Here is a 24,062-nt window from a genome sequence, read left to right as displayed (position 1 = left end):
CTCATGTGACTGTATTTCAGTCGTGTGCTCTTCCGAGGCCCGGGCGCGCCCGGGCCCTCCGCACGGGCCGTCTTCCGGTCGATGGTCGGGATCCGGCCACCTCGGCACATCACCCGATGCCCCTGTCTGACCTGCGGCAATGAAGTAGATCTTGCCCTTTCGGTGGAAACCGAAAGATCGTCGCGAAGGGGCGGGCACCCGGTGTGCGGGAGTCCCTTGGGGAGTCTGGAAAGATAGGGGCTGACGATGACGTCGCCCCAAGGTCAGGGCCCATATCGCCAACCCGCACATACAAGGAGCGGACAGATGCCCATCGCAACCCCCGAGGTCTACAACGAGATGCTCGACCGGGCGAAGGCAGGCAAGTTCGCCTACCCGGCCATCAACGTGACCTCCTCCCAGACGCTCCACGCCGCACTGCGCGGCTTCGCGGAGGCCGAGAGCGACGGCATCATCCAGATCTCCACCGGCGGTGCCGAGTTCCTCGGCGGCCAGCACAGCAAGGACATGGTCACCGGAGCGGTCGCGCTCGCCGAGTTCGCGCACATCGTCGCCGCCAAGTACGACGTGACGGTCGCGCTCCACACCGACCACTGCCCCAAGGACAAGCTCGACGGCTTCGTCCGTCCGCTGCTGGCCGTCTCCGCCGAGCGCGTCGCCAAGGGTGAGAACCCGCTGTTCCAGTCCCACATGTGGGACGGTTCCGCCGAGACCCTCGCCGACAACCTCGCCATCGGCCAGGAGCTGCTGGCGCAGGCCGCCGCCGCCCGGATCATCCTGGAGGTGGAGATCACCCCCACCGGTGGTGAAGAGGACGGCGTCACGCACGAGATCAACGACGAGCTCTACACCACCGTCGACGACGCGCTGCGCACCGCCGAGGCGCTCGGACTGGGCGAGAAGGGCCGCTACCTGCTCGCCGCCTCCTTCGGCAACGTCCACGGCGTCTACAAGCCGGGCAACGTCGTCCTCCGTCCCGAGCTGCTGAAGGACCTCCAGGCGGGCGTCAGCGAGAAGTACGGCAAGGCCCAGGGCAGCCAGCCGTTCGACTTCGTCTTCCACGGCGGCTCGGGCTCCACCGCCGAGGAGATCGCCACGGCCCTGGAGAACGGCGTCGTCAAGATGAACCTCGACACCGACACCCAGTACGCGTTCACGCGTCCGGTCGCCGCGCACATGTTCACCAACTACGACGGCGTCCTGAAGGTCGACGGCGAGGTCGGCAACAAGAAGACCTACGACCCGCGGACCTGGGGCAAGCTCGCGGAGGCCGGCATGGCCACCCGCGTCTCCGAGGCGTGCGCCGCGCTGCGCTCCACCGGTACCCGACTGAAGTGAGTGCTTCCTGACGTCCGTGGCGTCTTTGACGTCCGGACGCCGCCCTCGGGCGGCGAAGGACACCCGACCCGGTGCATCCCCGCGGGGGGCACCGGGTTTGTCGTGTTCCGGGCCGTGTGGACGCAGCGACGGCCCCGGCTCCCCGGTAGTCGCCCGCGTCCCCCGCTGCGATGATCCGCGTATGGATGACCGTCCGGGAGACATCAGGCTGTCCACCCCCAAGGGCCGTTGGGTGATCCTCACGACCGTCCTCGGCTCCAGCATGGCCCTGCTGGACTCGACCGTGGTCAATGTGGCGCTCCCGCGCATCGGTGAGGACCTCAACGCGGACATGGCGGTCCTCCAATGGACCATCAACGCCTACATGCTCGCGCTCGCCGGCCTGATCCTCCTCGGCGGCGCACTCGGCGACCGGTACGGGCGCCGGAAGGTGTTCGTCGTCGGAGTGGTCTGGTTCGCCCTGGGGTCACTGCTCTGCGGGCTCGCCAGGAGCGGCGAGATGCTGGTCCTCTCACGCGCGCTCCAGGGCATCGGCGGGGCACTGCTCACCCCCGGCTCCCTCGCCCTGATCCAGGCCAGCTTTCACCCGGATGACCGTTCGCGGGCGGTGGGATTGTGGTCGGGGCTCGGCGGTGTCGGGGCGGCGATCGGCCCGTTCGTCGGCGGCTGGCTGGTCGACGGCCCCGGATGGCGGTGGGTGTTCCTGATCAATGTGCCCCTGGCGGCGATCTGTGTGCCCGTCGCCCTGAGGCACGTGCCCGAGTCCCGCGACCCCGCCGCCCACGACACCCACTTCGACGTGCTGGGTGCGGCGCTGGGCGCCCTGGCGCTGGGCCTGGTGACGTACGGGCTGATCGCACCGCAGTGGGTGGCGGCCCTGGCGGGCGTGGTCGTCGCGGTGGTGTTCGTCGGGGTGGAGCGAAGGCGCCCCGATCCCATGCTGCCCCTGTCGATCTTCAGATCGCGGCTGTTCACCGCGGTCAACGTCGTGACGCTCTGCGTGTACGCCGGGTTCGGCGGCTTCTTCTTCCTGGTGGCGCTCCAGTTGCAGGTCGTGGTCGGCTACTCGGCGCTCGGCGCCGGACTCGCCCTGCTGCCGACGACGGTCCTGATGCTGTTGTTCTCGGCGAAGTCCGGCGAGCTCGCGGAACGCATCGGGCCACGGATCCCGCTGACGGTGGGCCCGCTGCTGTGCGCCGCGGGAATGCTGCTCATGCTGCGGGTCGGGCAGGGCGCCTCGTACCTCGCCGACGTACTGCCCGCGCTGGTGGTGATGGGCCTGGGCATGGTGACCCTGGTCGCCCCGCTGACCGCGACCGTCCTGTCGTCGGTGGGGACGGCCCGTGCGGGGATCGCCAGCGGGGTCAACAATGCCGCGGCCCGGGCCGCCGGTCTGCTGGCCGTGGCGGCGCTGCCCCTGCTCGCGGGCATGGGCCCGGAGGCGTACCGCTCGGCCGACGAGTTCGGGGCGACGTTCCGCAGGGCGATGCCGATGTGCGCTGGGGTGCTGGTGCTCGGGGCGATCATCGCCTTCGCCACGGTCAGACGGCCGGCGCCGGCCCCGGACGGCACCGAGGCGCGCCCGGAATGCCGGGTGAACTGCGGGGTCGGCGCACCCCCGCTGGAGCCCCGGGCCGCGGAGAGTGCCCCGGGCGGCTGAGCAGTGCGGTGCGGCCCGCCCGGTGCGCCGGGCGGCCGTCGTCGCCCCGATCCGGTGATGGGGGCGGGGGCCGCCGTGGAAGCCGGCGCCGCCTGGGACACTGGAGGCATGGGCATCCATGAAAACCTCCTCGGGGGCCCGCCCCCGACCCACCTCCCCGACGACCCCGAGCCGCGCGAGCTGCTCGCCTCCGGCGCATCCCCGGCCGAGGTGGCCGCGAAGTACCCGACCTCGTCCCTGGCGTGGGCGCGACTCGCCGACGACGCATTCGAGCGCGGCAGCGTCGTCGAGTCCTACGCCTACGCCCGCACGGGCTACCACCGCGGACTGGATTCACTGCGCCGCAGCGGTTGGAAGGGACACGGCCCGGTGCCGTGGGAGCACGAGCCGAACCGCGGTTTCCTGCGGGCCCTGCACGCCCTGGCCAGGGCCGCAGGAGCGATCGGGGAGCAGGCGGAGTACGAGCGCTGCTCCACCTTCCTGCGCGACTCCTCGCAGACCGCTGCCGACACCCTGGGCTGAACCCCGGCCCCGCACATGCCGCGGGATGTGACACGGCCCGCGCCCTCGGAACGATCACGGGGTGCGGGCTGCGGCTTATGATGCGCTTGGGGACCGGGGCTCCCACACCAACAGGAAGGGGCGGACCGCTACCCGGACGTCTAGGAGACAGCGATGTCACATGACGCTGCCCCGCATCTGGATTTCGCGGGCACCACTCCGTACGAGGACTACGTCCAGGCGGATGTCCTCACCCATCTCCAGCGCACCCTCTCCGACGATCCCGGAGAGATGGTCTTCCTGGTCACCACACAGGTGATGGAGTTGTGGTTCACCGTCATCGTGCACGAGTGGGAGACCGCGTCCCGTGCCCTGAGCGAGGACCGGGTGCCGGACGCGATAGATGCACTCAAGCGGTCCGTGCGCGAACTGGAGGCGTTGAACGCGTCCTGGAGGCCGCTGGGCCAATTGACCCCCGCCCAGTTCAACTCCTACCGGGACGCCCTCGGCGAGGGCTCGGGGTTCCAGTCGGCCATGTACCGGCGGATGGAGTTCCTGCTCGGCGACAAGTCCGCGTCGATGCTGGTGCCCCACCGGGGTGCTCCGCGCGTCCACGCCGAGTTGGAGAAGGCCCTCCACCAGCCGAGTCTGTACGACGAGGTCCTGCGGCTGCTCGCCCGCCGCGGCCACGCCGTGCCGAGCGCCATCCTGGAGCGCGACCTCGCACTCAAGCACGAGCCGTCGCAGGACGTGGAGGCCGTGTGGGCGCGCATCTACGCCGACCCGGACGGCCATGCCGAGGTGGTGCGTCTGGGCGAGGCGCTGACCGATGTGGGCGAACTGGTGTGGCGCTGGCGCAACGACCACCTGGTGGCCACGCGCCGGGCGATGGGTTCGAAGACGGGCACCGGCGGCTCGGCCGGGGTCGCCTGGTTGGAGAAGCGAGCCCGCAAGAACGTCTTCCCCGAGTTGTGGACGGCGCGCAGCCATGTCTGAGGCCCTACAGCAGTCCGTGTCCGAGGACCTGGAAGAGCCCGTGTCCGAGGGCCTGGAAGAGCCCGTGTCCGAGGACCTTGAGAAGCAGGCCGCAGCGTTGAAGCAGAAGGCCGCGGTGTTGGGGCAGCAGGCCGCAGCGCTGGACGACGCCGATGAACTGCGTTCGCGCCGGGCCCTTTTCCAACTCGGCGACCTCGACGAGGACGTCTATCTGGACGGGAACTCACTGGGCGCGCTGCCCGCGCACGTTCCCGCGCGCATCGCCGATGTGATCCAACGCCAGTGGGGCGAACTGCGCATCCGCTCCTGGGACGAGAGCGGTTGGTGGAGCGCGCCGCAGCGGGTGGGCGATCGGATCGCCCCGCTGGTGGGCGCGGCCCCCGGCCGCGTGGTCGTGGGCGACTCCACCAGTGTCAATGTGTTCAAGGCGGTGGTGGCGGGCGCCCGGCTCAACCCGGGGCGCACCGAGATCGTCGTCGACTCCACCACCTTTCCCACCGACGGTTACATCGCCGCCTCCGCGGCCCGTCTGACCGGGTGCGGCATCGTCCCCGTGGAGCCCGGTGAACTGGCGTCCGTACTGGGCCCGGCGACGGCGGTGGTGCTGCTCAACCACGTCGACTTCCGCACCGGCCGACTGCACGACCTGCCGTCGCTGACCGCGCAGATCCAGGACGCGGGGGCGCTCGCCGTCTGGGACCTCTGCCACAGCGCTGGTGCCCTGCCGGTGGGTCTCGACGCCCACCGGGTGGACCTGGCGGTGGGCTGCACCTACAAGTACCTCAACGGCGGCCCGGGTTCACCCGCGTACCTGTATGTGGCCGAGCGCCATCAGCACGCCTTCGACAGTCCGCTGCCCGGGTGGAACTCCCATGCCGACCCGTTTGCCATGGCACCCGATCACACTCCGGCAGAGGGGGTGGCCCGGGGTCGGGTCGGTACGCCCGCGATCCTCTCCCTGCTGGCCCTGGAAGCGGCGCTGGACGTCTGGGACGGGGTCTCGATCGACTCCGTACGGGCGAAGAGCCTGGCCCTGACGGACTTCTTCCTGGAGTGCGCTGACTCCTATGTGACGGGCGGTGTGAGCGGACCGGGGTCCCCGGTGTCGTTGTTGACACCTCTCGCGCACGGTGAACGCGGCAGCCAGTTGGCGTTGCGTTGTGCGAACGCTCCGGTGGTGATGGAACGGCTCATCGCCCGCGGGGTCGTCGGGGACCTGCGGAGGCCGGACGTGTTGCGGTTCGGTTTCACACCGCTGTACACGGGGTTCGCGGACGTCGAACGGGCGGCTGCCGAACTCGCCCGGGTGCTGGCCGAGGTCGCAGGGGAGCTCCCTGCTTGATCCGCCTGGCCAACCTGACCAGCGGGGACTGATAGCGTCCCCGCTGGTCAGCACATTTCCGCGGTGACCCGTCGGGTCCGCGGTCAATTCCGAGACAGCTTCGGAAGGTTGGAAGCACATGCCGGACCCCGTCGCCCGTGACACCGCCGAGACCGAGTCGGCCTTCTCGCATCCCGCGGTGGCCCCGGACGTGTCCCTCGCGTACGGCGAACACCCCGATCAGATCGTCGACTTCTATGCGCCGAGGAGCGGACAGGACAGCGTGCCGCTGGTCGTTCTGCTGCACGGCGGGGCATGGCGGGCCCGGTACGACCGGGCGTACCTGACCCCGTTCGCCGACTTTCTGGCCCGTCGTGGGTTCGCGGTCGCCAATGTGGAGTACCGGCGGGGTCGGAGCCTGCCGCAGCAGGGCGGGCAGGGCCCGGTCGCGGGCCGGTGGCCGGAGACCTTCGACGACATCGCCGCGGTCCTCGACGCCCTGCCCGAACTCGCCGGTACCGCGCTGCCGCAGGCCGACGTCCGGCGCACGGTGCTCACGGGGCACTCCGCGGGAGGCCATCTGGCGCTCTGGGCCGCCGCCCGGCACGTACTGCCGGTCGGCTCCGCCTGGCGGCTGCCCGCACCGCCGCCGCTGCGCGGGGTGGTGGCACTGGCGCCGATCGTCGACTTCGCCCGGGCCGTGGAACTCGATGTGTGCGAGGGCGCGGTCGCCGAACTCCTCGGCCCAGAAGCCGAGTTCGCTTCCCGCGTGGCGCACAGCGACCCCGCCGTGCTGCTTCCCACGGGGATCGCCACCGCCGTGGTGCAGGGGCGGGACGACCTCACCGTCCCCCACCACCTCGCCGAGTCCTTCGTGGCGGCGGCGGCCGAGGCGGGAGAAACGGTGGGGCTGACGTTGCTGGAGGAGGTCGGACACTTCCCGGTGATCGACCCGGCCGCGGACGCCTGTGCGGTGGTCGCCGAGGAGATCGCCCAACTCGCCTTTTGAGCCATGCGGCCGGGCCGGCGTCGCAGTGCGGGCGGTTGCATTCGATGGGCTGTGGAATTGAGGACGGTAGGTGACCGCAAGCCCACCTACCTTCTCCCCATGACCTACCTAGTGACCGGAGCAACCGGAACCGTCGGCTCGCAGATCGTGCAGCAGTTGCTGGACCGCGGACACTCCGTCCGCGCCCTGACGCGTGACCCCGCGACCGCCACCTTCCCCGCCGGAGTCGACGTCGTCCGTGGAGACCTCACCGACCCGGCGTCGCTCGCCCCCGCCCTGGCGGGGGCGACGGGCCTGCACCTGATCACCTTCGGCGGCCCCTACTTCGCGGACCTGGAGACCGGTCCGCAGATCCTGGAACTGGCCCGGGCCGCCGGGGTGCGCCGCATCACCGTCCTCAACGGCGGCGGGCCCACCCCGTTGGAGACCGCCGTACGCGAGAGCGACTTCACCTGGACCGTGGTGATGCCGGTGGAGTTCATGTCGAACGCGCTCTCCTGGGCGGAGTCCGTCAAGGCGTCCGACGAGGTGCGCGAGCCGTTCGTGGAGCGGCTGAGCGCCATGGTCCACGAGTCCGACATCGGGGCCGTCGCCGCCGTCGCCCTCACCGAGGACGGCCACGGCGGGCAGCAGTACATCGTCACCGGCCCGGAGGTGCTCACCGTCAAGGACAAGACGGACGTCCTGGCCGCGGCCCGCAAGCGCGAGATCCGCCTCGTCGAGCTGACGAAGGAGGAAGCCGTGGCCGAATGGCGGGCAGCCGGGCAGCCAGACGAGGTGATCGACTTCCTGCTGGAGGTGTACGGCGACACCCCCGCCGTGGGCCGCACCGTCCTGGACACCGTGGAGAAGGTCACCGGGCGTCCTGCGCGCACCTTCACCGAGTGGGCGGCCGAGCACACGGACGCCTTCCGCGCCTGAACCACCCGTCCCCCGGAGGCCGCCCGCGTACGGGAAGGACCTCCGGGGGACGTCCGGCGTACCGGCGGAACCCCGGGTAGTCCTCAGGACGGACGCGGGGGGATCCGCAGTGATGGTGACGACCGCGCCCCCACCGCCACCTACCGTTGAGTACGTGACCGAGAAGACCCGCTCCCCCGAATTCCGCCTGGCAGCGGGGGCACTCAGCGGCCTGCGCCAGGACCTCGTCGTCAACGCCTTCGCCTATCGACCCCTGCCGCCGCTGAACCCCGACGGGTCGCTGATCCGCCGGCTGCCGGCGCGCATACAGGGGGCCGCCGTATGGGCTCCCCATGCAGCCGTGGGACTGTTCTGCCTCATCACCCTGACCGTCTGGCAGACCTCCCAGGTCACCGGCTTCGCCTCGCTGCTGAGCGTGACGCTGCCCATCCTCGCCCTGGCGATGACCCTGGTACGGCCCGTCGGCGGCTTCTGGCTCTCCATCGCGGCCGTTCTCCTGGTCAACGTGCTGGGCACCTACGGGGGGATGTGGCCCTGGTCCCCGACCGTCTTCTTCGCCCATCTCTGCGTGCTGACCGTGGTCACCCTGCGCACCCGCCCCCGCTCCGCCGTGTGGATGTGGCTGATCACCGCGTTCGTCGGGTACTCCATGGAGACGCTCCTCGACCGTTGGTATCCGACCAACACCTCCCAGCTCCTCTTCGTGTCCGGAGTGCTGATGCTGTTGGCGTCCACCCACCTCATCCGCAAGGGCGCCAAGGAGGAGGTCGCCGCCCAGCAGACGGTCACCGCCGTCGAACGCGATCGGCGCACCCTGCTGGAGGAGCGCACCACCATCGCCCGCGAACTCCACGACGTCGTCGCCCACCACATGTCGGTGGTCGCCATCCAGGCGGAAGCCGCCCCCTACCGGGTCGAGAACCCGCCGCCGGAGCTGGAGCAGGCGTTCGCCACCATCCGCGAGAACGCGGTCGCCGCGCTGACCGAGCTGCGCCGCATCCTCGGTGTGGTCAGGGCCGAGGACTACGAGGCCCCGGACGCCCCCCAACCGGTGCTCGCCGATCTCGACCAGCTGCTGGGCAATGTGAGCGAAGCGGGTCTGTCGACGGAGAAGACCATCACGGGAGCCGTGCGCACACTGCCCCCGGGCATCGAACTCTCGGCGTTCCGCATCGTCCAGGAGGCCCTGAGCAACACACTGCGGCACGCGCCCGGCTCGACAGCGAAGGTTGAGGTCTCCTACGTACTCGGAGGCATCGGGCTGCGGATCGTGAACACCGCGCCCCGGGGACTGGTGAAGCCGTCACCCGGCGCGGGCCACGGCATCACCGGAATGCGGGAGCGTGTGACCATGCTCCAGGGCGAGATGACCGCCGAGCCCACCGACGACGGAGGGTACGAGGTGACCGCCTTCATCCCCGTGCCCGCCGCCACCACCGAGGAGTCGGTATGACCGCGCAGCCCATCCGCGTACTGATCGTCGACGACCAGATCATGGTGCGCGAGGGCTTCTCGGTCCTGCTCAACGCGATGCCGGACATCGAGGTCGTCGGGGAGGCCGTCAACGGCCGCGAGGCGGTGGCGAAGGTCGCCGAGCTGGCTCCGGACGTGGTGCTGATGGACATCCGGATGCCCGAGCTCAACGGCATCGAGGCCACCCGCGAGATCGTGGCCGCAGGCGACCGTTCGAAGGTGCTGGTCCTCACCACCTTCGACCTCGACGAGTACGTCTACCAGGCCCTGCGCGCCGGGGCCTCGGGCTTCCTCCTCAAGGACGCGTCGGCCCGACAGCTCGCGGACGGGGTGCGGGTGGTCGCTGCGGGGGAGGCGCTCCTCGCGCCGACCGTGACCCGACGGCTGATCACGGAGTTCTCCAAACTCGGCGCCACGGCCAAGGCGCCCGCGCTCTCCCAGGTCGGAGATCTCACCGAGCGGGAGACCGAGGTGCTGGTGCTGATAGCCCAGGGGTTGTCGAACGCCGAGATCGCCTCGCACCTGGTGGTCGCCGAGTCGACTATCAAGACGCACGTGAGCCGCATCCTGGTGAAGCTCGGGCTGCGGGACCGCACCCAGGCCGCCGTGTTCGCCTACGAGGCACGGCTGGTCACACCCGGCTAGGAGACCCGCGCCGGGCGCGTTGCTGGGTGTGGCGCTGCGGGTGTCGCTGGAAAAGCGCTGGTCACAAACGGGTTGAGCCTCTTCGTGTGCACTGGCCACCATCGGGTCAAGGCGGTTAACGTCCCGCTATGAGCGCACTTTTCGAACCTTGGTCACCCGCTTTCGTCGCCGATCCGTACCCCGCGTACGAGGAACTGCGGGCGCAGGGGCGCGTGCACTGGTTCGAACCCACGCGGCAGTGGCTCGTCCCGCACTACGAGGACGTCTCGGCCCTGCTGCGCGACCGCCGGCTCGGGCGGACGTATCTGCACCGCTTCACCCACGAGGAGTTCGGCCGCACCGCTCCGCCGGCCGAGCACGAGCCGTTCCACACCCTCAACGACAACGGCATCCTCGATCTGGAGGCCCCGGACCACACGCGCATCCGCCGGTTGATCACCAAGGCGTTCACCCCGCGGACCGTGGCCCGGCTGGAGCCCACCGTGCAGCGGCTGGCCGCCGAACTGGTCGCGGACTTCGTCCGGGACGGTGGCGGCGACCTGCTGGCGCGCGTCGCCGAACCGTTGCCGGTGGCGGTGATCGCCGAGATGCTGGGCGTCCCGGACGTCGATCGGGGGCTGCTGCGGCCCTGGTCGGCCGACATCTGCGGGATGTTCGAACTCAACCCGTCGGCCGAGACCGCCGAGCGTGCGGTACGGGCGTCCGTGGAGTTCTCGGCCTATCTGCGGGAACTGATCGCCGAGCGCCGCAAGGAGCCCGGCGACGATCTGATCTCCGCGCTGATCGCCGCCCACGAGGAGGGCGACCGGCTCAGCGAACAGGAAATGATCTCCACCTGTGTGTTGCTGCTCAACGCCGGGCACGAGGCCACCGTCAACACCACAGCGAACGGTTGGTGGACCCTGCTGCGGCACCCCGAGCAGTTGGCGCTGCTCCGGGCCGACCACTCCCTGTTGCCCACCGCCATCGAGGAGCTGATGCGGTACGACACCCCGCTCCAGATGTTCGAGCGCTGGGTGCTGGACGACATCGAGATCGACGGCACCGTCCTGCCGCGCGGCTCCGAGCTGGCGCTGCTGTTCGGCTCCGCCAACCGGGACCCGCGGCAGTTCCCCGACCCGGACCGGCTCGACCTCGCCCGTACCGACAACGCACACATCACCTTCGGCGCGGGCATCCACTACTGCCTCGGCGCCCCGCTGGCCAGGATCGAGCTGGCGGCCTCCTTCGGGGAACTGCTGCGGCAGGCTCCGACGCTGAAGCTGGCGGCCGAGCCCCGATGGAAGCCCGGATACGTCATTCGCGGTGTGTACGAGCTCCCGGTAGAGCTCTAGGTCGTGTCCGTCCCGCGGTGCGTTCGACCGCAGCCGAGGACATCCGGTCCGGGAAGGGCCCGGGTAGGGGTCTGGGAAAGGGGCCGGGAAGGGCCCGGGTAAGTCAGCCCCCCGCGCTCGACGGCAGCGTCAGACCCCAGGCCCCCGCCTGGAGCGTCCACGTCCTGGTGCGCACCGGGCCCGTGACCATGATGTCCGCCCGGTAGCGGAAGTCCGGGCCCGACACCGTGACCGTCAGCGCCTTCGCGGTCAGCGGCTCCGCCGCAGGCCCGGGGCGCACCGGCGGCACCGGTTGCACCACCACCTCGGCCCGCCCGCCCACCGCCCGTACGGTCACCGACTCCAGCTCGCGGTCCAAATCGGCCAGCACCACTCCGTCCACCTCCACCCGCAACCGGTGCGGGCGCACTGCTGACGGCATGGGCACCGGTCTGACCAGCCCACGTACCAACGAACGGCAGCTCTGCCACAGCGAGCCGGCGCCGGCGGGATGTTTCGATCCGGCCACGGGGATGGTGAGATCCCCCACTACGACCCCGTCGCTCTCGTCCACCAGCAGATCCAGTCGCCGTACGGAGCCGTCCAGCACCGTGCGCGCCGCGGCGACCGCTCCACTGGGCACACCGAGGGCGTGCGCCAGCGCCACCGCGGGCCCCGGCCCCACCGGCACCAGCGACAGAGCACCGTTTCCCAGCCATCGATCCCGGTACAACAGGGCCACCGCACGCAACAGGGCACGGTCGTCACCGACCACGACGGGTCTCCTCGACCCCCTGCGGGCGAGGGCCCGCGCAAAGTCCTCGGGCCCCTCCGGAAGGCAGATTTTCGCCTCCGAGCCTCCGAGTAGAACATCCTTCGCGATCCGCACGGACTCGCCGTCACTTCGGCGGGCGACCGGGTCGATGACCACCAGCAGCTGGTCGTGAGCCGACACCTCGGTCCTTCCTCGGGTAGCATCTTTGTGCAAGAGCCCCTTGCGCTATTGCGCCAGGGGCTTCGTCTATTCCGGGGCAACCGGTCCGCGGACTCAGGCACGGCTCACGCCCCCTGACCCTGGACATGCCCCGCCCGGAAGGGGTGTACGCCTGTGCCCGCACTTGTGCTGCTCGGTGCTCAGTGGGGTGATGAGGGCAAGGGAAAGGCCACCGACCTGCTCGGTGGATCAGTGGACTATGTGGTGCGCTACCAGGGTGGCAACAACGCCGGCCATACGGTCGTCGTCGGCGACCAGAAGTACGCGCTGCATCTCCTCCCTTCCGGCATCCTCTCACCGGGGTGCACCCCGGTCATCGGCAACGGTGTCGTGGTCGACCCGGCCGTCCTGCTCTCCGAGCTGAGCGGGCTCAACGACCGCGGCGTGGACACGTCCAAGTTGTTGATCAGCGGCAACGCTCACCTCATCACTCCGTACAACGTCACCCTCGACAAGGTGACGGAACGGTTCCTCGGTACGCGGAAGATCGGCACCACGGGCCGGGGCATCGGCCCCACCTACGCCGACAAGATCAACCGTGTGGGCATCCGCGTCCAGGACCTCTACGACGAGTCGATCCTGGTGCAGAAGGTGGACGCCGCGCTGGAGTCCAAGAACCAACTGCTCGCCAAGGTCTTCAACCGACGCGCCATCGAGTCGGGGCGCATCGTCGAGGAGATGCTCCAGTACGCGGAGCAGCTGCGGCCGTACGTCGCCGACACCACGCTGATCCTCAACGACGCGATCGACAACGGCAAGGTGGTCCTCTTCGAGGGCGGCCAGGGCACACTGCTCGACGTCGACCACGGCACCTATCCGTTCGTGACCTCGTCGAACCCGACCGCGGGCGGCGCCTGCACAGGCGCGGGCGTGGGACCGACGAAGATCAGCCGCGTCATCGGCATCCTCAAGGCGTACACGACCCGCGTCGGCGCAGGACCGTTCCCGACCGAGCTGTTCGACGAGGACGGCGAGGCGCTGCGCCGCATCGGCGGCGAGCGGGGCGTCACCACCGGCCGTGACCGCCGCTGCGGCTGGTTCGACGCGGTCATCGCGCGGTACGCGACCCGGGTCAACGGGCTGACGGACTTCTTCCTCACCAAGCTCGACGTGCTCACCGGCTGGGAGCAGATCCCGGTCTGCGTCGCGTACGAGATCGACGGCAAGCGGGTCGAGGAGCTGCCGTACTCGCAGACCGACTTCCACCACGCGAAGCCGATCTACGAGATGCTGCCGGGCTGGTCCGAGGACATCACCAAGGCCAAGACCTTCGCTGACCTGCCGAAGAACGCGCAGGGCTATGTGAAGGCGCTGGAGGAGATGTCCGGGGCGCCGATCTCGGCGATCGGCGTGGGCCCCGGCCGCACCGAGACGATCGAGATCAACTCCTTCCTGTAGGGATCACGACCCCAGGACGTGTCCGGTGCGGGGTGCGGCGCCAATGCACCCCGTACCGTGCGCGGTCGACGCAGGATGCCCGGGCGGGTCGGTACCCGCCCGGGCATCGGTGTTTCCCCCTCCGGGGTCACGGGCCGGCCGTCCGGTCCGCCGGACTGGGGACCGGCCGCAGGACGCTGCGAGGGAGGCCACGAGACCGCGCTGACCACACGGTTTCCGCCTCCGCCCGCCGGTATCGGCCCGACGCCGTGCGCCGTCGGTCCAAGCGCTAGCCTGCGGCTGTGTCTCTCATTGATGATCGTGACTTTCCTGCGGCCCTCGCAGCCGTCGCCGAGTTCGACTTCGACTACGACGACGGCCACGGCGTCGACCTGTACCCCTTCGACGACTTCGTCTCCGCCGAGGAGACCACCGACTGGCTGCGCTCCTGGACCGGCAACCACGAGCTGGACGGCGACGCCTTCCGGGTGTTCGGCAAGGACGGCACCGGCGGCCAGGTGGCCCTCTGGCTGGTCCGGCCGGATGCACCGTTGATCGAGCAGCCGGTGGTGTTCCTCGGTTCGGAGGGGGAGACGGGTGTGGTCGCCCGCAACCTCAGCGACTACCTCTGGCTCCTGGCCGACGGCTTCGGCCCCTTCGAAGTGGTCGAGTACCCGGACCGCGATCCGCACCCACAGGAGGCGCTGACCGCGATAGCCGAGCGCCATGCCCGCGGGCCGCGCCGATCCGCCCACGAGGTGATGGCTGCGGCTGCGGAGGAGTTCCCGGACTTCCAGAAGACCATCGACGACCTCTGCCGCTGACCCTCCGGCCCGAGCCCCGGCCTGGGTCGGTTCGGGGCTCGGTGGGGAGCAGACACGGAAACGGGCCCGAGCGGCTGGGTCGGGCCCGTTGGGATCGGTCGATCAACAGCCGTTGCGCAGCACGCTCCAGGTGATGGGCCCGACGATCCCGTCGACACCGATGCCGCACGCGGCCTGGATGTCCCGCACGGCGGCTTCGGTACGCGCCCCGAACTGTCCGTCGACCCCGGACGGCCCCACGTCGAAGCCCCAGTACTGCAACAGACACTGCGCCTCTCTGACCGCGTTGCCCGTACTGCCACGCCGCACGGTGGGCGGGGTCACCGCGCCGTGGTAGCCGCAGTAGACGGCGGGTACGGGGGAGGAGGCGGCCACGGCCGGTCGCGGCTTCGTGACGGCGGACGCCGGGTCGGCGGCCAGGGTGGTGAAGGCACTCGCCAAGAGGGTGACGACGGCCAGGGGCACTCCGATTCTGCGCAGGCTCATCAGTTCTCTCCATTCGCTCCGGACGGTTCGGACACCTCCCAGAGCGCCATGAGGGCACGGAACACGCCAAGCAAAACCCAGGCAAACCGCCCTGACGGGGGAGACGGAAGCAGGGGCGTACGCACTGCTGCTGACGGTGCCCCATCATGAGCCGCGGTCAGTGCGCGGACGTTCCACCCGGTGTCGGAGGGCTGGCGCCGGGCTCGACGCTCGCCCGCATGTAGATGCGGGTGGAGCCGGGGGTGAACTCATGGGCGTAGATGTCCACGCAGTGGTGAACGTCGCGCCCCTCCGGAGTGGTGACATCTCCCTGACAGAGCCCCCCGAGCCGCATCCCCGTCACGATGGTCTCCGGCTCCGGCAACCCCAACCGGGCGAAGGGAGCCAACGGCTTGTAGTCCTTCCCCTCGGGGTTGAAGTTCTTGATCAATGTGGTCCCCGGGGGGTTCAACGCCTCCAAGTAGCCGTCAGCCGCCGCGCTCGGCAGGGTGAACGCAAGGAGAGAGGTATCCACGCGACCGCTCTTGTACGCGGCGCGCCGATCCGATGCCGCCCTCGGAACGCTCACACCGAGCAGTTCGATCGTCCACGCAGGTGTGACGCCGGCCGTCCAGCAGCAGTCCTTCTCCTTCTGCACCTGCTCCGACGTCATGCTGTTGCCGAGGTACTGGGCAAGGAGGACCCCTCCGCCGACGATGACCGTCAACGTGGCCGCGATGACGATCAGTCGGGTGGCGAGCGGGAGCTTCCGGCGTTCGTCGGAGTTCGCGGGAGTCATCGGCTCGGGTCCGTCCGTCCGCCGTCGCGACCGGGGTCGGGGGGTTGGGGAAGAGGGTCGGTGTTGGGCGACGATCCGCCCAGGTCGTAGTGCTTGACGGAACTGCTCCCGGCCATGTCGAACTCCTTGGCATGTCCGACGACGTGCTGCCGACCCATCTCACCGTCCGGGATGGACACAGGGCCGATCTCCACTCCCTTGCCGGCGTCCCAGTTGTACCGGTCCCAGGCATTGGCCTGGTAGTCGAGGCCGACTTTGGGCTGGCCGTTGGCATCGGGTACGACGGTGATCACTCCAGTGATGTTGGACCGGGTGGAGCCGACTGCGTAGAACCAATTGCTCTCCGTTTCCTGGCGGAACGTGTAGTCCCTGTTGCCGGTCTCGATCGGTATCGCCACCGGCCGTCCACCACTCTTGTGGAATTCTTCCAGGGCCTGTTCGCGCCACCCTTCCTGATGGTGTCGAATCTGGCTGTCGATATGATCCCGGAATTTCTCGTCATCGGAGAGCATCCTGTCCACCGGCAGTTCCAGGGGGTCTCCGCTCCGGCCGAGATAGTGCTCCATGTGCTTTCCTGCGTCATTGCTGCCGGCCCACTCGGAGCCAGTGATGAGGAGGTGCATCTTCTCCCTGGTGAGCCATTCGTCCGTGCCAGGGCTCTCCGAGTCGAATCGTCCCGAGCCCCGATCCGGCGCTGCTTTCTTGACGCTGGGATTCAACAGTCCGCCTGCGAGCAGGTCATCCCGGTGGCTCTGCCACAACTGGGCCCGTCCCTCCGGGCTCAGGGACTGCCACAACCGCCGCATTTCCGCCCGTTGCTTATCGTTCGCCTCGTCTCCGAGCGCCGCAAGCTTCATCGCACGTGGAAGTTGGTCCTGATCGAGAGATGTGTACCTCGCGTGACCGGCATCGTGCGGGTCACCTCCGTGGGTGGCCTTGAGAGCGCGGGTCGCTGCCGCGTCGACCTCCGCCGCGTGAGCCACCAGACCGGTGAGGGTGTCGGCGTACCATTGGATCAGATCTTCCGTTCGTTGCGACGGGCCCCTCGCATCACAGATCGTCGATACAACCTTCACCGTGCCGTTCCCCGCGTCCGAGACCATGAGGCCGGGGTCCGGCTCGGCCCGTTTCGGATCGCCGGCCGCGGCCTGTCGCACCAGTGACTTGACTCGGTTCTGGATGCGAGTGAGTTCCGCATGGGCGTCGTCCAGTACGTTGTGGACGCTCTGGGTCTGCGCATGGAGATCGGCGAACTCCTTCACCGTACTGCGGACGAACTCCCGGGTGACCGAGGCATTGACTCCCTGCCATCGCGCGGCCTCGGACTTCTTGAGCATTCCTTCGCTTGCGTCGGTCTTGAGTTTGGCGAGTGCGCCGACCATGGTCTTCCAGTCACCCACGGCTGTTTCGAGCTTGCCGAGGTCTAAGGAAATGAGATCGGAGTATCCGAATGTGCTCATCTCAACTCCTCGTTATGTGATGAGTCGAGAGATGTCGGATGCTGCAACGGCTGTTCCGTCGCGGCGACGCAGGCTTGCCGCTATTTCGGCTTCCTCGTTGCTGTGTGACTTCTTGGTGTAGTCCAAGTGGTTGGATATGTGGGCGCACATCTGGAGGAGGGTCTTCACCTGCGTGTCCCACAGGGAGAGGGTGGTGGAGAGTTCGCCACCCATGGCCAGATTGTGGTTCGAACATTCCTGTGCCGCCCGGGCGGTCGATCCGGATTGGCTCTTTCCGCTGCCGGCACCTGCAATGTCCGAGCCCTTGCGCAGTTGATCGTGCAGTCGGAACGCCTCGCTGCCGACCGCCCCGAGATCGTCTTGGGTCACTTCGAGGTCCCGCTCCGTGCTGCCCGACCCTCCACCGGGATCGGGCGCGACCTGATTCAGCTGCATTGCTGTCGCCTGGCGGTCTTTGGTGGCGGCGACAGCGTCAGCCCACTCGCTATTGAACGTCATGCCTGCTCCCCGTTCGCCTGCTCAACGCTAATTACCCATGCTAGTAAGGGAGTTGGCCGGAGGCGAGTTGTCCCGTAATACCCGGTGGATCAGCGCGCGCCTTCCGATGCGGTGCATCGGAAGGCGGAGGGTCGGCCTCACACGGGGTGTACTTGGGCGCTCCGACAACGCGGCGAGGTGCCCGTAGCTGTCGTTGTGCGACCGCCGGGTCTTACGGGACCGCCTTTAGTCGGTCCTGCTGTACGTCAGTGGTGTCCCGCCCGATCCCACCAGTTCGCGGACCAGGGTGCCCGACCCGGTCAGTTCCAGTCGGCTCCACTGTCCGGGGGAGCAGGCGCCGCGGTCGCCGCTGTCCAGTCGGGTGGGGCCCAGTTCCAGGGGAGGGCCCGCCTTCTGGAGGGTCGCGGACCAGCGGCAGTCGTACGTCGGTCCGGTGCCGGTCAGCACCATCGTGCGGTCGCCCGTTTCGCCCTGGCTGATCACCATCTCCCGGGTGTGGGTGCCGTCGTCAGCGCTGAAGGTGGCGCGCCAGGTGCCGAGGTAGTCCTCCGCGATGGCCCCGGCCGGTCGGGGTGAGCGGCTGGGGGACGGGCTGTTCGTCGGGGAGGGGCCGGGTGCCCCGGCGCTCGGGCGGGTGTCCGGTTCCGTACCGTCGGGCTCCTTCAGGGTGTAGTAGACCCAACTCGCCGATGCCACCGCGATCAGCACGGCCACCACGCCCAGGGCGATGGCACGCACGTGGGAGGTCGAAGCCGGAGGCGGCGGCGGAGCGTAGGGCGAGGGCGGCACATGGCCGGTGTCCCGTGTGGTGTGGTGACCGGAGGCCGGGGGGAGGCCGCCGGTGCCCGAGCCCGGTACCGAGCCCCAGGCGGGGGTGGGGGCCTGGCCGGGGGCCGCGGGGAAGGCCGGGTTCGGCAGTTGTACCGAGGGCGCTTGTCCCGACGGCCCCCGTCCGGTGGGCGTCTGGTGGACGGAGGCCTGTGCGGGGCCGAAGCCGGGCCAGGGCGTGTGCCCTGGAGGGCCGGGAGGCGTCGGCGTACGGGAGGCAGCTCCGCTGCCGGGGTCCCGCACCACCTGGGTCGGGGTGCGCTCCGCGGGCTGTTCCACTTCCAGCAGGCTCACGGCATGGCGTCCCAGTTGCGCCACGAGCGGCGCGGGCAGCCAGGGTTCGTCGTCCTCCGCTGTTCGCGTGCGCTCCAGGATCTCCGCCAGCCCCGGCCGTTCGGACGGGCTCTTGTGCAGACAGGCCCGCACCAGGTCGGCGAGCCCGTCCGGCACGTCCGACAGTTCCGGTTCCTCCTGCGCGATGCGGTACATCACCGCGTGCTGACCGCTGTCCGGTGAGCCGAACGGCAGCCGGCCCGTGGATGCGTACGCCAGTACCGAGCCCAGGCAGAAGATGTCGGACGCCGGGGTGACCCGGGTGGCACGCACCTGTTCCGGGGCCATGAAGCCCGGGGAGCCGACGACCGAGCCGGTACGGGTCAGGCCACCGTCGGTGGCGGTCTCCAGGGCGCGGGCGATGCCGAAGTCGATGACCCGGGGCCCGTCCAGGGTGATGAGGACGTTGGAGGGTTTGAGGTCGCGGTGGATCAGGCCCGCGGTGTGGATGTCGGTGAGGGCGTGGGCGAGCCCGGAGGCCAGGATGCGCACCGAACGTTCCGGCAGCGGCCCTGCGGCGATGACCGAATGGAGCGAGGGGCCGGCGACATAGCCGGTGGCCACCCAGGGCACGGCCGCCTCGGTGTCGGCGTCGAGCACGGGCGCGGTCCAGTCGCCGCCGACGCGACGGGCCGCCTGGACCTCCTGCCGGAAGCGGTTGCGGAACTCCTCCTGCTCGGCGAGTTCCCGGCGTACGAGTTTGACCGCGACCGTGCGTCCCCGGTCGTTGCGGGCCAGGTACACCTGCCCCATCCCGCCCGCCCCCAGCCGGGCCAGCAGGCGATATGCACCGATACTCCGCGGATCCCCGGGCGTGAGTTGCTCCATCGCCGCGCGTTCTCCCCCCATCGCGACATCTACGGACCGGGCTGAGGATAGTGCGCTTGTCACCCTTTCTGGATCGTCTCCATCGCCTTGGACAGCCGTTCCAACACCCGTGCGGTCTCCGCGAACTGTTCTGGGCCGAGCACCTCGGCCAGTCGTGCGGCGAGGGCCGCGTGGCCGGGGCCGAGCCGTGCGACGGCCGCCCGCCCCTCGTCCGTCGGCCGGAGGAGCTTGGCCCGCCGGTGGGCCGGATTGGGTTCGTACGCCGCGAGTCCGCGCTCCACCAGCAGATCGGCGATCCGCTGCACGCTCTGCCGGGTGATCCCCATGTCGCGGGCGATGCCGGCGACGGGCAGTGGTTCCGGCAGTACGGCTCCGAGGACCTGCCACCAGGCCGCGGTGAGTCCGGCCGGGGCGGCCAGTTCCTCGGACGCCGCGAGGAACTGGCCGTTCAGTCGGAAGATCCCGAGAGCCGTGCGGCTCAGCAGATCCTGTTCGGCACGGCTCATGAGGCGTCCGCCCCGGTGGAGCCCTCGTCTGTTCCTTCGCGTCCTTCGCGTCCATCGAGTCCTTCGAGGACGGCGTAGGCGGAGGCGTCGGAGTCGTGGAAGAGGCGGTACCAGGCGTCCAGCTTCTTCCCCTCGTACACGCCGAGGCGGGCGAAGACCTCCCGGGCGAAGGCGATCGGCTCGGTGGGGCCGGCGGTGATCAGGTCGCCGTCGGTGACGGCATCGGCCTCCCGGTAGTGGTCGCCGCCCCGGTAGCCGGATGCGGCGAGGTAGTACGACACCGCGCTGGTGTGGTCGCGGTCGTCGAGCAGTCCTTCGCGCGCCAGCCCCAGGGTCGCCCCGCAGATGGCCGCGACCGGGACGCCCGAGGCGAGGAAGTCGCGCGCTGTGGCGGCGAAGGGTGCGAGGTCGTCGCCGGTGTCCCACCGGGTGGAGCCGGTGAGCAGGAGCAGGGCGCTGTCGGCGACGGCCTCCGGGGTCAGTTCGTCGAGGCTCAGATCGGGCTGGATGCGGAGGCCGCCCATGGTGGTGACGGGGTCGGTGGTGAGGCCGACCGTGCGGACGGTGTAGCCGTGCTGGGTGAGCTGGGAGGTGGCGTATCCGGGCTCCCAGTCGGCGAAGTCGTCGTAGACGGCGAGATGGACGGTGGTGCGGGTCATGGTGTCTCCCTCGGTTGCTATGACAGAAGGCTGTCATGTTGACAGTATGTTGTCAAAAATGGGTCGGCTCACCCGACAGAACGACGAGGAAAGCGCCGCAGGACAGACAGGATGGTGATGTCCGGCAGCGGTGGGGCGTCCGTAGGCTCGCCGGCATGACCGCTCAAGCCCATCCCGCTGATCCCCAGGCCGGCGCCGCCGTGAAGGCCGCAGACCGTGCGCACGTCTTCCACTCGTGGTCCGCCCAGGGGCTGATCGATCCGCTCGCCGTCGCCGGCGCCGAGGGCTCGTACTTCTGGGACTACGAGGGCAAGCGCTACCTCGACTTCACCAGCGGCCTCGTCTACACCAACATCGGGTACCAGCACCCGAAGGTCGTGGCCGCCATCCAGGAGCAGGCGGGCAAGCTGTCCACCTTCGCGCCCGCCTTCGCGGTGGAGTCGCGATCCGAGGCCGCCCGGCTCATCGCCGAGCGCACCCCGGGTGACCTCGACAAGATCTTCTTCACCAACGGCGGCGCCGAGGCGATCGAGAACGCCATCCGCATGTCCCGGCTGCACACCGGTCGCCCCAAGGTGCTCTCCGCCTACCGCTCGTACCACGGCGGCACCACGACCGCGATCAACGTCACCGGTGACCCGCGGCGCTGGGCGTCCGACAACGGCACCTCCGGAGTGGTCCACTTCTGGGCGCCGTTCCTCTACCGCTCGCCCTTCTACTCGACCACCGAGGCCGAAGAGGCCCAGCGCGCCCTCCAGCACCTGGAGGACACGATCGCCTTCGAGGGTCCGGGCACGATCGCCGCGATCGTCCTGGAGACCGTCCCGGGCACCGCGGGCATCATGGTCCCGCCGCCCGGCTATCTCCCTGGTGTGCGCGAGATCTGTGACCGGTACGGGATCGTCCTCGTCCTCGACGAGGTGATGGCGGGCTTCGGTCGTACCGGTAAGTGGTTCGCGTCCGAGCACTTCGACGTCATCCCCGACCTGCTGACCTTCGCCAAGGGCGTCAACTCCGGCTATGTGCCGCTCGGCGGTGTGGCGATCTCCGAGAAGATCGCGGCCACCTTCGAGACCCGTGCCTATCCCGGCGGACTCACCTACTCCGGCCACCCGTTGGCCTGCGCCGCGGCGGTCGCCACCATCCAGGTGATGGAGGACGAGAAGGTCGTCGAGCACGCGGCCCGCATCGGCGAGACCGTACTCGGCCCGGGTCTGCGCGAGTTGGCCGAGCGCCACCCGAGCGTGGGCGAGGTCCGCGGCACGGGCGTGTTCTGGGCGCTCGACCTGGTCCGGGACCGCTCGACCCGTGAGCCGCTGGTGCCGTACAACGCCACCGGCGAAGCCGCCGCCCCGATGGCCGCCTTCGCCGCAGCGTGCAAGGCGCAGGGCCTGTGGCCGTTCGTCAACATGAACCGCACCCACACCGTGCCGCCGTGCAACGTGAGCGAGGCGGAGGCCAAGGAGGGGCTGGCGATCCTCGACGCCGCCCTCACCGTCGCCGACGGGTACACCGTCGGAGGCTGACACCACAGCGCAGCCGAAGGGCGGGCCCGGATGCCGGGCCCGCCCTTCGGCGTGTGGCCGGTCAGCGGGCTGCGGCGCCCGCCGCGGGGTGTACGTGGAGGGACCAGTACCCCTCGCCCTCCACGGTCAGGAACAGCGGCCCCGCGGGCACCGGCACGGTCTGCTGGAAGGGCCCGACCGCCCGGCTGAGCAGCGGTTCCGGATAGTCGTCGTACCCGTCCTCGGTGGGGAACAGCGGTCTGGTCTTGACCGTGATGTCATCGTGCCGGGACTCGCTGCCCCAGAACCGCACATCGAGGTTGGCGGACGGCCCCAGATACGCGAACACCTCGTTGCCGCGCCCTTCGACCGCGAGGCCGTCCAACCGCCGTATCGCGGAGAGCGGATGGATCACCACGGTCCAGTTCTCGCTTCCGTCGACCAACAGGAGCAACCGCCCCTCGGTGGGGATGCGGGCGATCGCGCGACCGCGGAAGTCGGTCAGGCTGGTGTTGAAGTACATGTCGTCCGGCTCGTGGCGGGACGTGAGCGAGTGGACCGAGAAGTAGCCGTCTCCCTCGGACCTGGCCTCGATCAGGGCGGGCCCGGGAGGCAGGGGGGCGTCGACGGCGAAGGTCAGCGTGCCGTGCCCGCGCTGGGTGTACGGCTGGAACCCGGGGAGGGCGCTGAACGGATCGGGTACGGGTGCGGCCGGTGGCACCGGCCGCTGGTGCGCGGGCTGGGGGTGGGAAGGCGGCTGCGGGTACGGATACGGGTACGGCAGCGGCGCGGAGGTCGGCTGGTACGCGGCCGGGGGAGCGGGATGTTGCCCCGGCACCCCCGGCACCCCCGGCACTCCCGGCTGCGGCGGGTAGGTGCCGGGAGCGCCAGGGCCCGCCGGGGGGTGGAACGCCCGGGGAACGGTCGCCGGGGCCAGGAACGCCGGCGCGGGTACGGCGGGCGCATGAAAGGGGGCGGGTGCCTGGGGCGCCTGTGGGACGGGCGCGATCGGCGGCTGTGCTGCGGGTGCTTGGGGTGCAGTCGGCGGCTGCGCCACGACGATCCCGAAGTCCGTGGCGAGCCCGGCGAGTCCGGAGGCGTACCCCTGTCCCACCGCCCGGAACTTCCACATCCCGTCCCGTCGGTAGAACTCACCGAGCACGAACGCCGTTTCCGTGGTCGCGTCCGTCACCGGGTAGTGCATCACGACGGCGCCGTCCGGTCCCACCGCCTGGATGAACAGACCCGGCACCGAGCCGAAGGCGGCACCGTCGCAGGACGCGGAGATCACCACGCGCTGGATCGCGGGCTCCACCGACGGGAGGTCCAACTCCAGCCATTCGGCGCGCTGTCCGGCACCCTCTGCGCTCCCCACGTGCCGCACCGAGCCCGACGGGTGCTGCGGCTGGTTGTAGAACACCAGGTCAGCATCGCCCCGTACCCGGCCCGTCGCGTCGAGCAACAGTGCTGAGGCGTCCACCGAGGGAACGCCGGGTGCCGCGTTCCGGCCCACTGCCACCCGTAGTCGGGACGTGGGGACAGGCACATTGGCGCCTTTGATGATCTGGGTCATGGGGCACATGCTGACAAACGGCCCGGGTGAAGTCGATGGGGAAGTCGCGTGAAGTGCCATCACGCGGGGACGCCGACGTGCGTGATGCGAATGCGGAGGGCGTGGCGGTCGCCACATCGGCCAGAACGGCACGGCCCCACCCCTCTTCGACGGCGATCGGATGGGGTGGGTCGTTGTGTGATTTCACGGACATGACGATCCCCACGAGTGCTACACAGGGGAGTTCTGAACGCTGT

The 24,062-nt window shown here is 69.8% G+C and carries 22 protein-coding genes; 13 read left to right on the top strand and 9 right to left on the bottom strand.

Going from position 1 to position 24,062, the window contains the following annotated elements:
• Positions 1-306: 306 nt before the first annotated feature.
• From fbaA to ABZ348_RS33030, 10 genes are all read left to right on the top strand, one after another.
• On the top strand, positions 307-1,338 hold the full coding sequence (fbaA, locus tag ABZ348_RS33075) for a class II fructose-bisphosphate aldolase (protein WP_358939433.1): 1,032 nt from the start codon (positions 307-309) through the stop codon (positions 1,336-1,338).
• A gap of 181 nt (positions 1,339-1,519) precedes the next feature.
• Positions 1,520-2,998 carry an MFS transporter gene (locus tag ABZ348_RS33070; RefSeq protein WP_358939431.1) on the top strand — a complete coding sequence of 493 codons (1,479 nt, stop codon included), beginning with the start codon at positions 1,520-1,522 and terminating at the stop codon, positions 2,996-2,998.
• A gap of 108 nt (positions 2,999-3,106) precedes the next feature.
• Complete coding sequence (locus tag ABZ348_RS33065; RefSeq protein WP_358939429.1) at positions 3,107-3,520, top strand: DUF3151 domain-containing protein; 414 nt, start codon at positions 3,107-3,109, stop codon at positions 3,518-3,520.
• Positions 3,521-3,673: 153 nt separating this feature from the next.
• A complete protein-coding gene (locus ABZ348_RS33060) occupies positions 3,674-4,495 on the top strand; it encodes a tryptophan 2,3-dioxygenase family protein (protein WP_358939427.1) in 822 nt (273 codons plus the stop codon).
• The gene (gene kynU / locus ABZ348_RS33055; RefSeq protein WP_358939425.1) at positions 4,488-5,837 is read left to right on the top strand and encodes a kynureninase; all 1,350 of its coding nucleotides are present in this window, start codon (positions 4,488-4,490) and stop codon (positions 5,835-5,837) included. The genes ABZ348_RS33060 and kynU overlap by 8 nt, the downstream gene beginning before the upstream one ends.
• Before the next feature lie 118 nt (positions 5,838-5,955).
• Positions 5,956-6,825 (top strand): alpha/beta hydrolase, encoded by an 870-nt coding sequence (locus ABZ348_RS33050; protein ID WP_358939423.1) that lies wholly within the window; start codon positions 5,956-5,958, stop codon positions 6,823-6,825.
• A 99-nt stretch (positions 6,826-6,924) separates the two neighbouring features.
• Entirely contained in the window at positions 6,925-7,746 is an 822-nt protein-coding gene (locus ABZ348_RS33045; RefSeq protein ID WP_358939421.1) for an NAD(P)H-binding protein, read from the top strand.
• 112 nt (positions 7,747-7,858) lie between these two features.
• On the top strand, positions 7,859-9,199 hold the full coding sequence (locus tag ABZ348_RS33040) for a histidine kinase (protein WP_358939419.1): 1,341 nt from the start codon (positions 7,859-7,861) through the stop codon (positions 9,197-9,199).
• Positions 9,196-9,864: a response regulator transcription factor gene (locus ABZ348_RS33035; protein WP_358939417.1), complete on the top strand. Its 669-nt coding sequence runs from the start codon at positions 9,196-9,198 to the stop codon at positions 9,862-9,864. Before ABZ348_RS33040 ends, ABZ348_RS33035 begins: the two co-directional genes overlap by 4 nt.
• A 128-nt stretch (positions 9,865-9,992) precedes the next feature.
• Positions 9,993-11,198, top strand: a complete 1,206-nt coding sequence (locus ABZ348_RS33030) for a cytochrome P450 (RefSeq protein WP_358939416.1) — start codon at positions 9,993-9,995, stop codon at positions 11,196-11,198.
• Positions 11,199-11,301: 103 nt separating this feature from the next.
• On the opposite strand, the gene ABZ348_RS33025 is transcribed toward ABZ348_RS33030, so the two are convergent.
• Entirely contained in the window at positions 11,302-12,132 is an 831-nt protein-coding gene (locus ABZ348_RS33025) for a diacylglycerol kinase (RefSeq protein WP_358939414.1), read from the bottom strand.
• Positions 12,133-12,285: 153 nt separating this feature from the next.
• Here ABZ348_RS33025 and ABZ348_RS33020 point away from each other — a divergent pair, with 153 nt between their 5' ends.
• On the top strand, positions 12,286-13,569 hold the full coding sequence (locus ABZ348_RS33020; protein WP_358939412.1) for an adenylosuccinate synthase: 1,284 nt from the start codon (positions 12,286-12,288) through the stop codon (positions 13,567-13,569).
• Between the two features lie 281 nt (positions 13,570-13,850).
• Positions 13,851-14,372, top strand: a complete 522-nt coding sequence (locus tag ABZ348_RS33015; protein WP_358939410.1) for an SMI1/KNR4 family protein — start codon at positions 13,851-13,853, stop codon at positions 14,370-14,372.
• A gap of 102 nt (positions 14,373-14,474) precedes the next feature.
• On the opposite strand, the gene ABZ348_RS33010 is transcribed toward ABZ348_RS33015, so the two are convergent.
• The 7 genes from ABZ348_RS33010 to ABZ348_RS32980 all read right to left on the bottom strand — a co-directional run bounded on the left by ABZ348_RS33010 (position 14,475) and on the right by ABZ348_RS32980 (position 20,748).
• Positions 14,475-14,858, bottom strand: coding sequence for a peptidoglycan-binding domain-containing protein (locus ABZ348_RS33010; RefSeq protein ID WP_358939409.1), 384 nt, complete (start codon positions 14,856-14,858; stop codon positions 14,475-14,477).
• 157 nt (positions 14,859-15,015) lie between these two features.
• Positions 15,016-15,636 (bottom strand): hypothetical protein, encoded by a 621-nt coding sequence (locus ABZ348_RS33005; protein WP_358939407.1) that lies wholly within the window; start codon positions 15,634-15,636, stop codon positions 15,016-15,018.
• Positions 15,633-17,096 (bottom strand): hypothetical protein, encoded by a 1,464-nt coding sequence (locus tag ABZ348_RS33000; RefSeq protein WP_358939405.1) that lies wholly within the window; start codon positions 17,094-17,096, stop codon positions 15,633-15,635. Before ABZ348_RS33000 ends, ABZ348_RS33005 begins: the two co-directional genes overlap by 4 nt.
• A gap of 12 nt (positions 17,097-17,108) precedes the next feature.
• On the bottom strand, positions 17,109-17,594 hold the full coding sequence (locus ABZ348_RS32995) for a hypothetical protein (protein WP_358939403.1): 486 nt from the start codon (positions 17,592-17,594) through the stop codon (positions 17,109-17,111).
• Between the two features lie 225 nt (positions 17,595-17,819).
• Entirely contained in the window at positions 17,820-19,583 is a 1,764-nt protein-coding gene (locus tag ABZ348_RS32990) for a serine/threonine-protein kinase (RefSeq protein WP_358939401.1), read from the bottom strand.
• A 59-nt stretch (positions 19,584-19,642) separates the two neighbouring features.
• Entirely contained in the window at positions 19,643-20,089 is a 447-nt protein-coding gene (locus ABZ348_RS32985) for a MarR family winged helix-turn-helix transcriptional regulator (RefSeq protein ID WP_358939399.1), read from the bottom strand.
• Positions 20,086-20,748, bottom strand: coding sequence for a type 1 glutamine amidotransferase family protein (locus tag ABZ348_RS32980; RefSeq protein ID WP_358939397.1), 663 nt, complete (start codon positions 20,746-20,748; stop codon positions 20,086-20,088). The genes ABZ348_RS32985 and ABZ348_RS32980 overlap by 4 nt, the downstream gene beginning before the upstream one ends.
• Before the next feature lie 155 nt (positions 20,749-20,903).
• Between ABZ348_RS32980 and ABZ348_RS32975 the strand changes: the two genes are divergently transcribed.
• Entirely contained in the window at positions 20,904-22,274 is a 1,371-nt protein-coding gene (locus ABZ348_RS32975) for an aspartate aminotransferase family protein (RefSeq protein WP_358939395.1), read from the top strand.
• 61 nt (positions 22,275-22,335) lie between these two features.
• Here the strand turns inward: ABZ348_RS32975 and ABZ348_RS32970 are convergent, their stop codons facing one another.
• Positions 22,336-23,826 (bottom strand): TerD family protein, encoded by a 1,491-nt coding sequence (locus tag ABZ348_RS32970; protein WP_358939393.1) that lies wholly within the window; start codon positions 23,824-23,826, stop codon positions 22,336-22,338.
• Between the last annotated feature and the right edge of the window lie 236 nt (positions 23,827-24,062).

Source organism: Streptomyces sp. NPDC005963, assembly GCF_040638655.1.
Lineage (GTDB): Bacteria > Actinomycetota > Actinomycetes > Streptomycetales > Streptomycetaceae > Streptomyces.
This window is presented reverse-complemented; position numbering and strand designations above follow the sequence as displayed.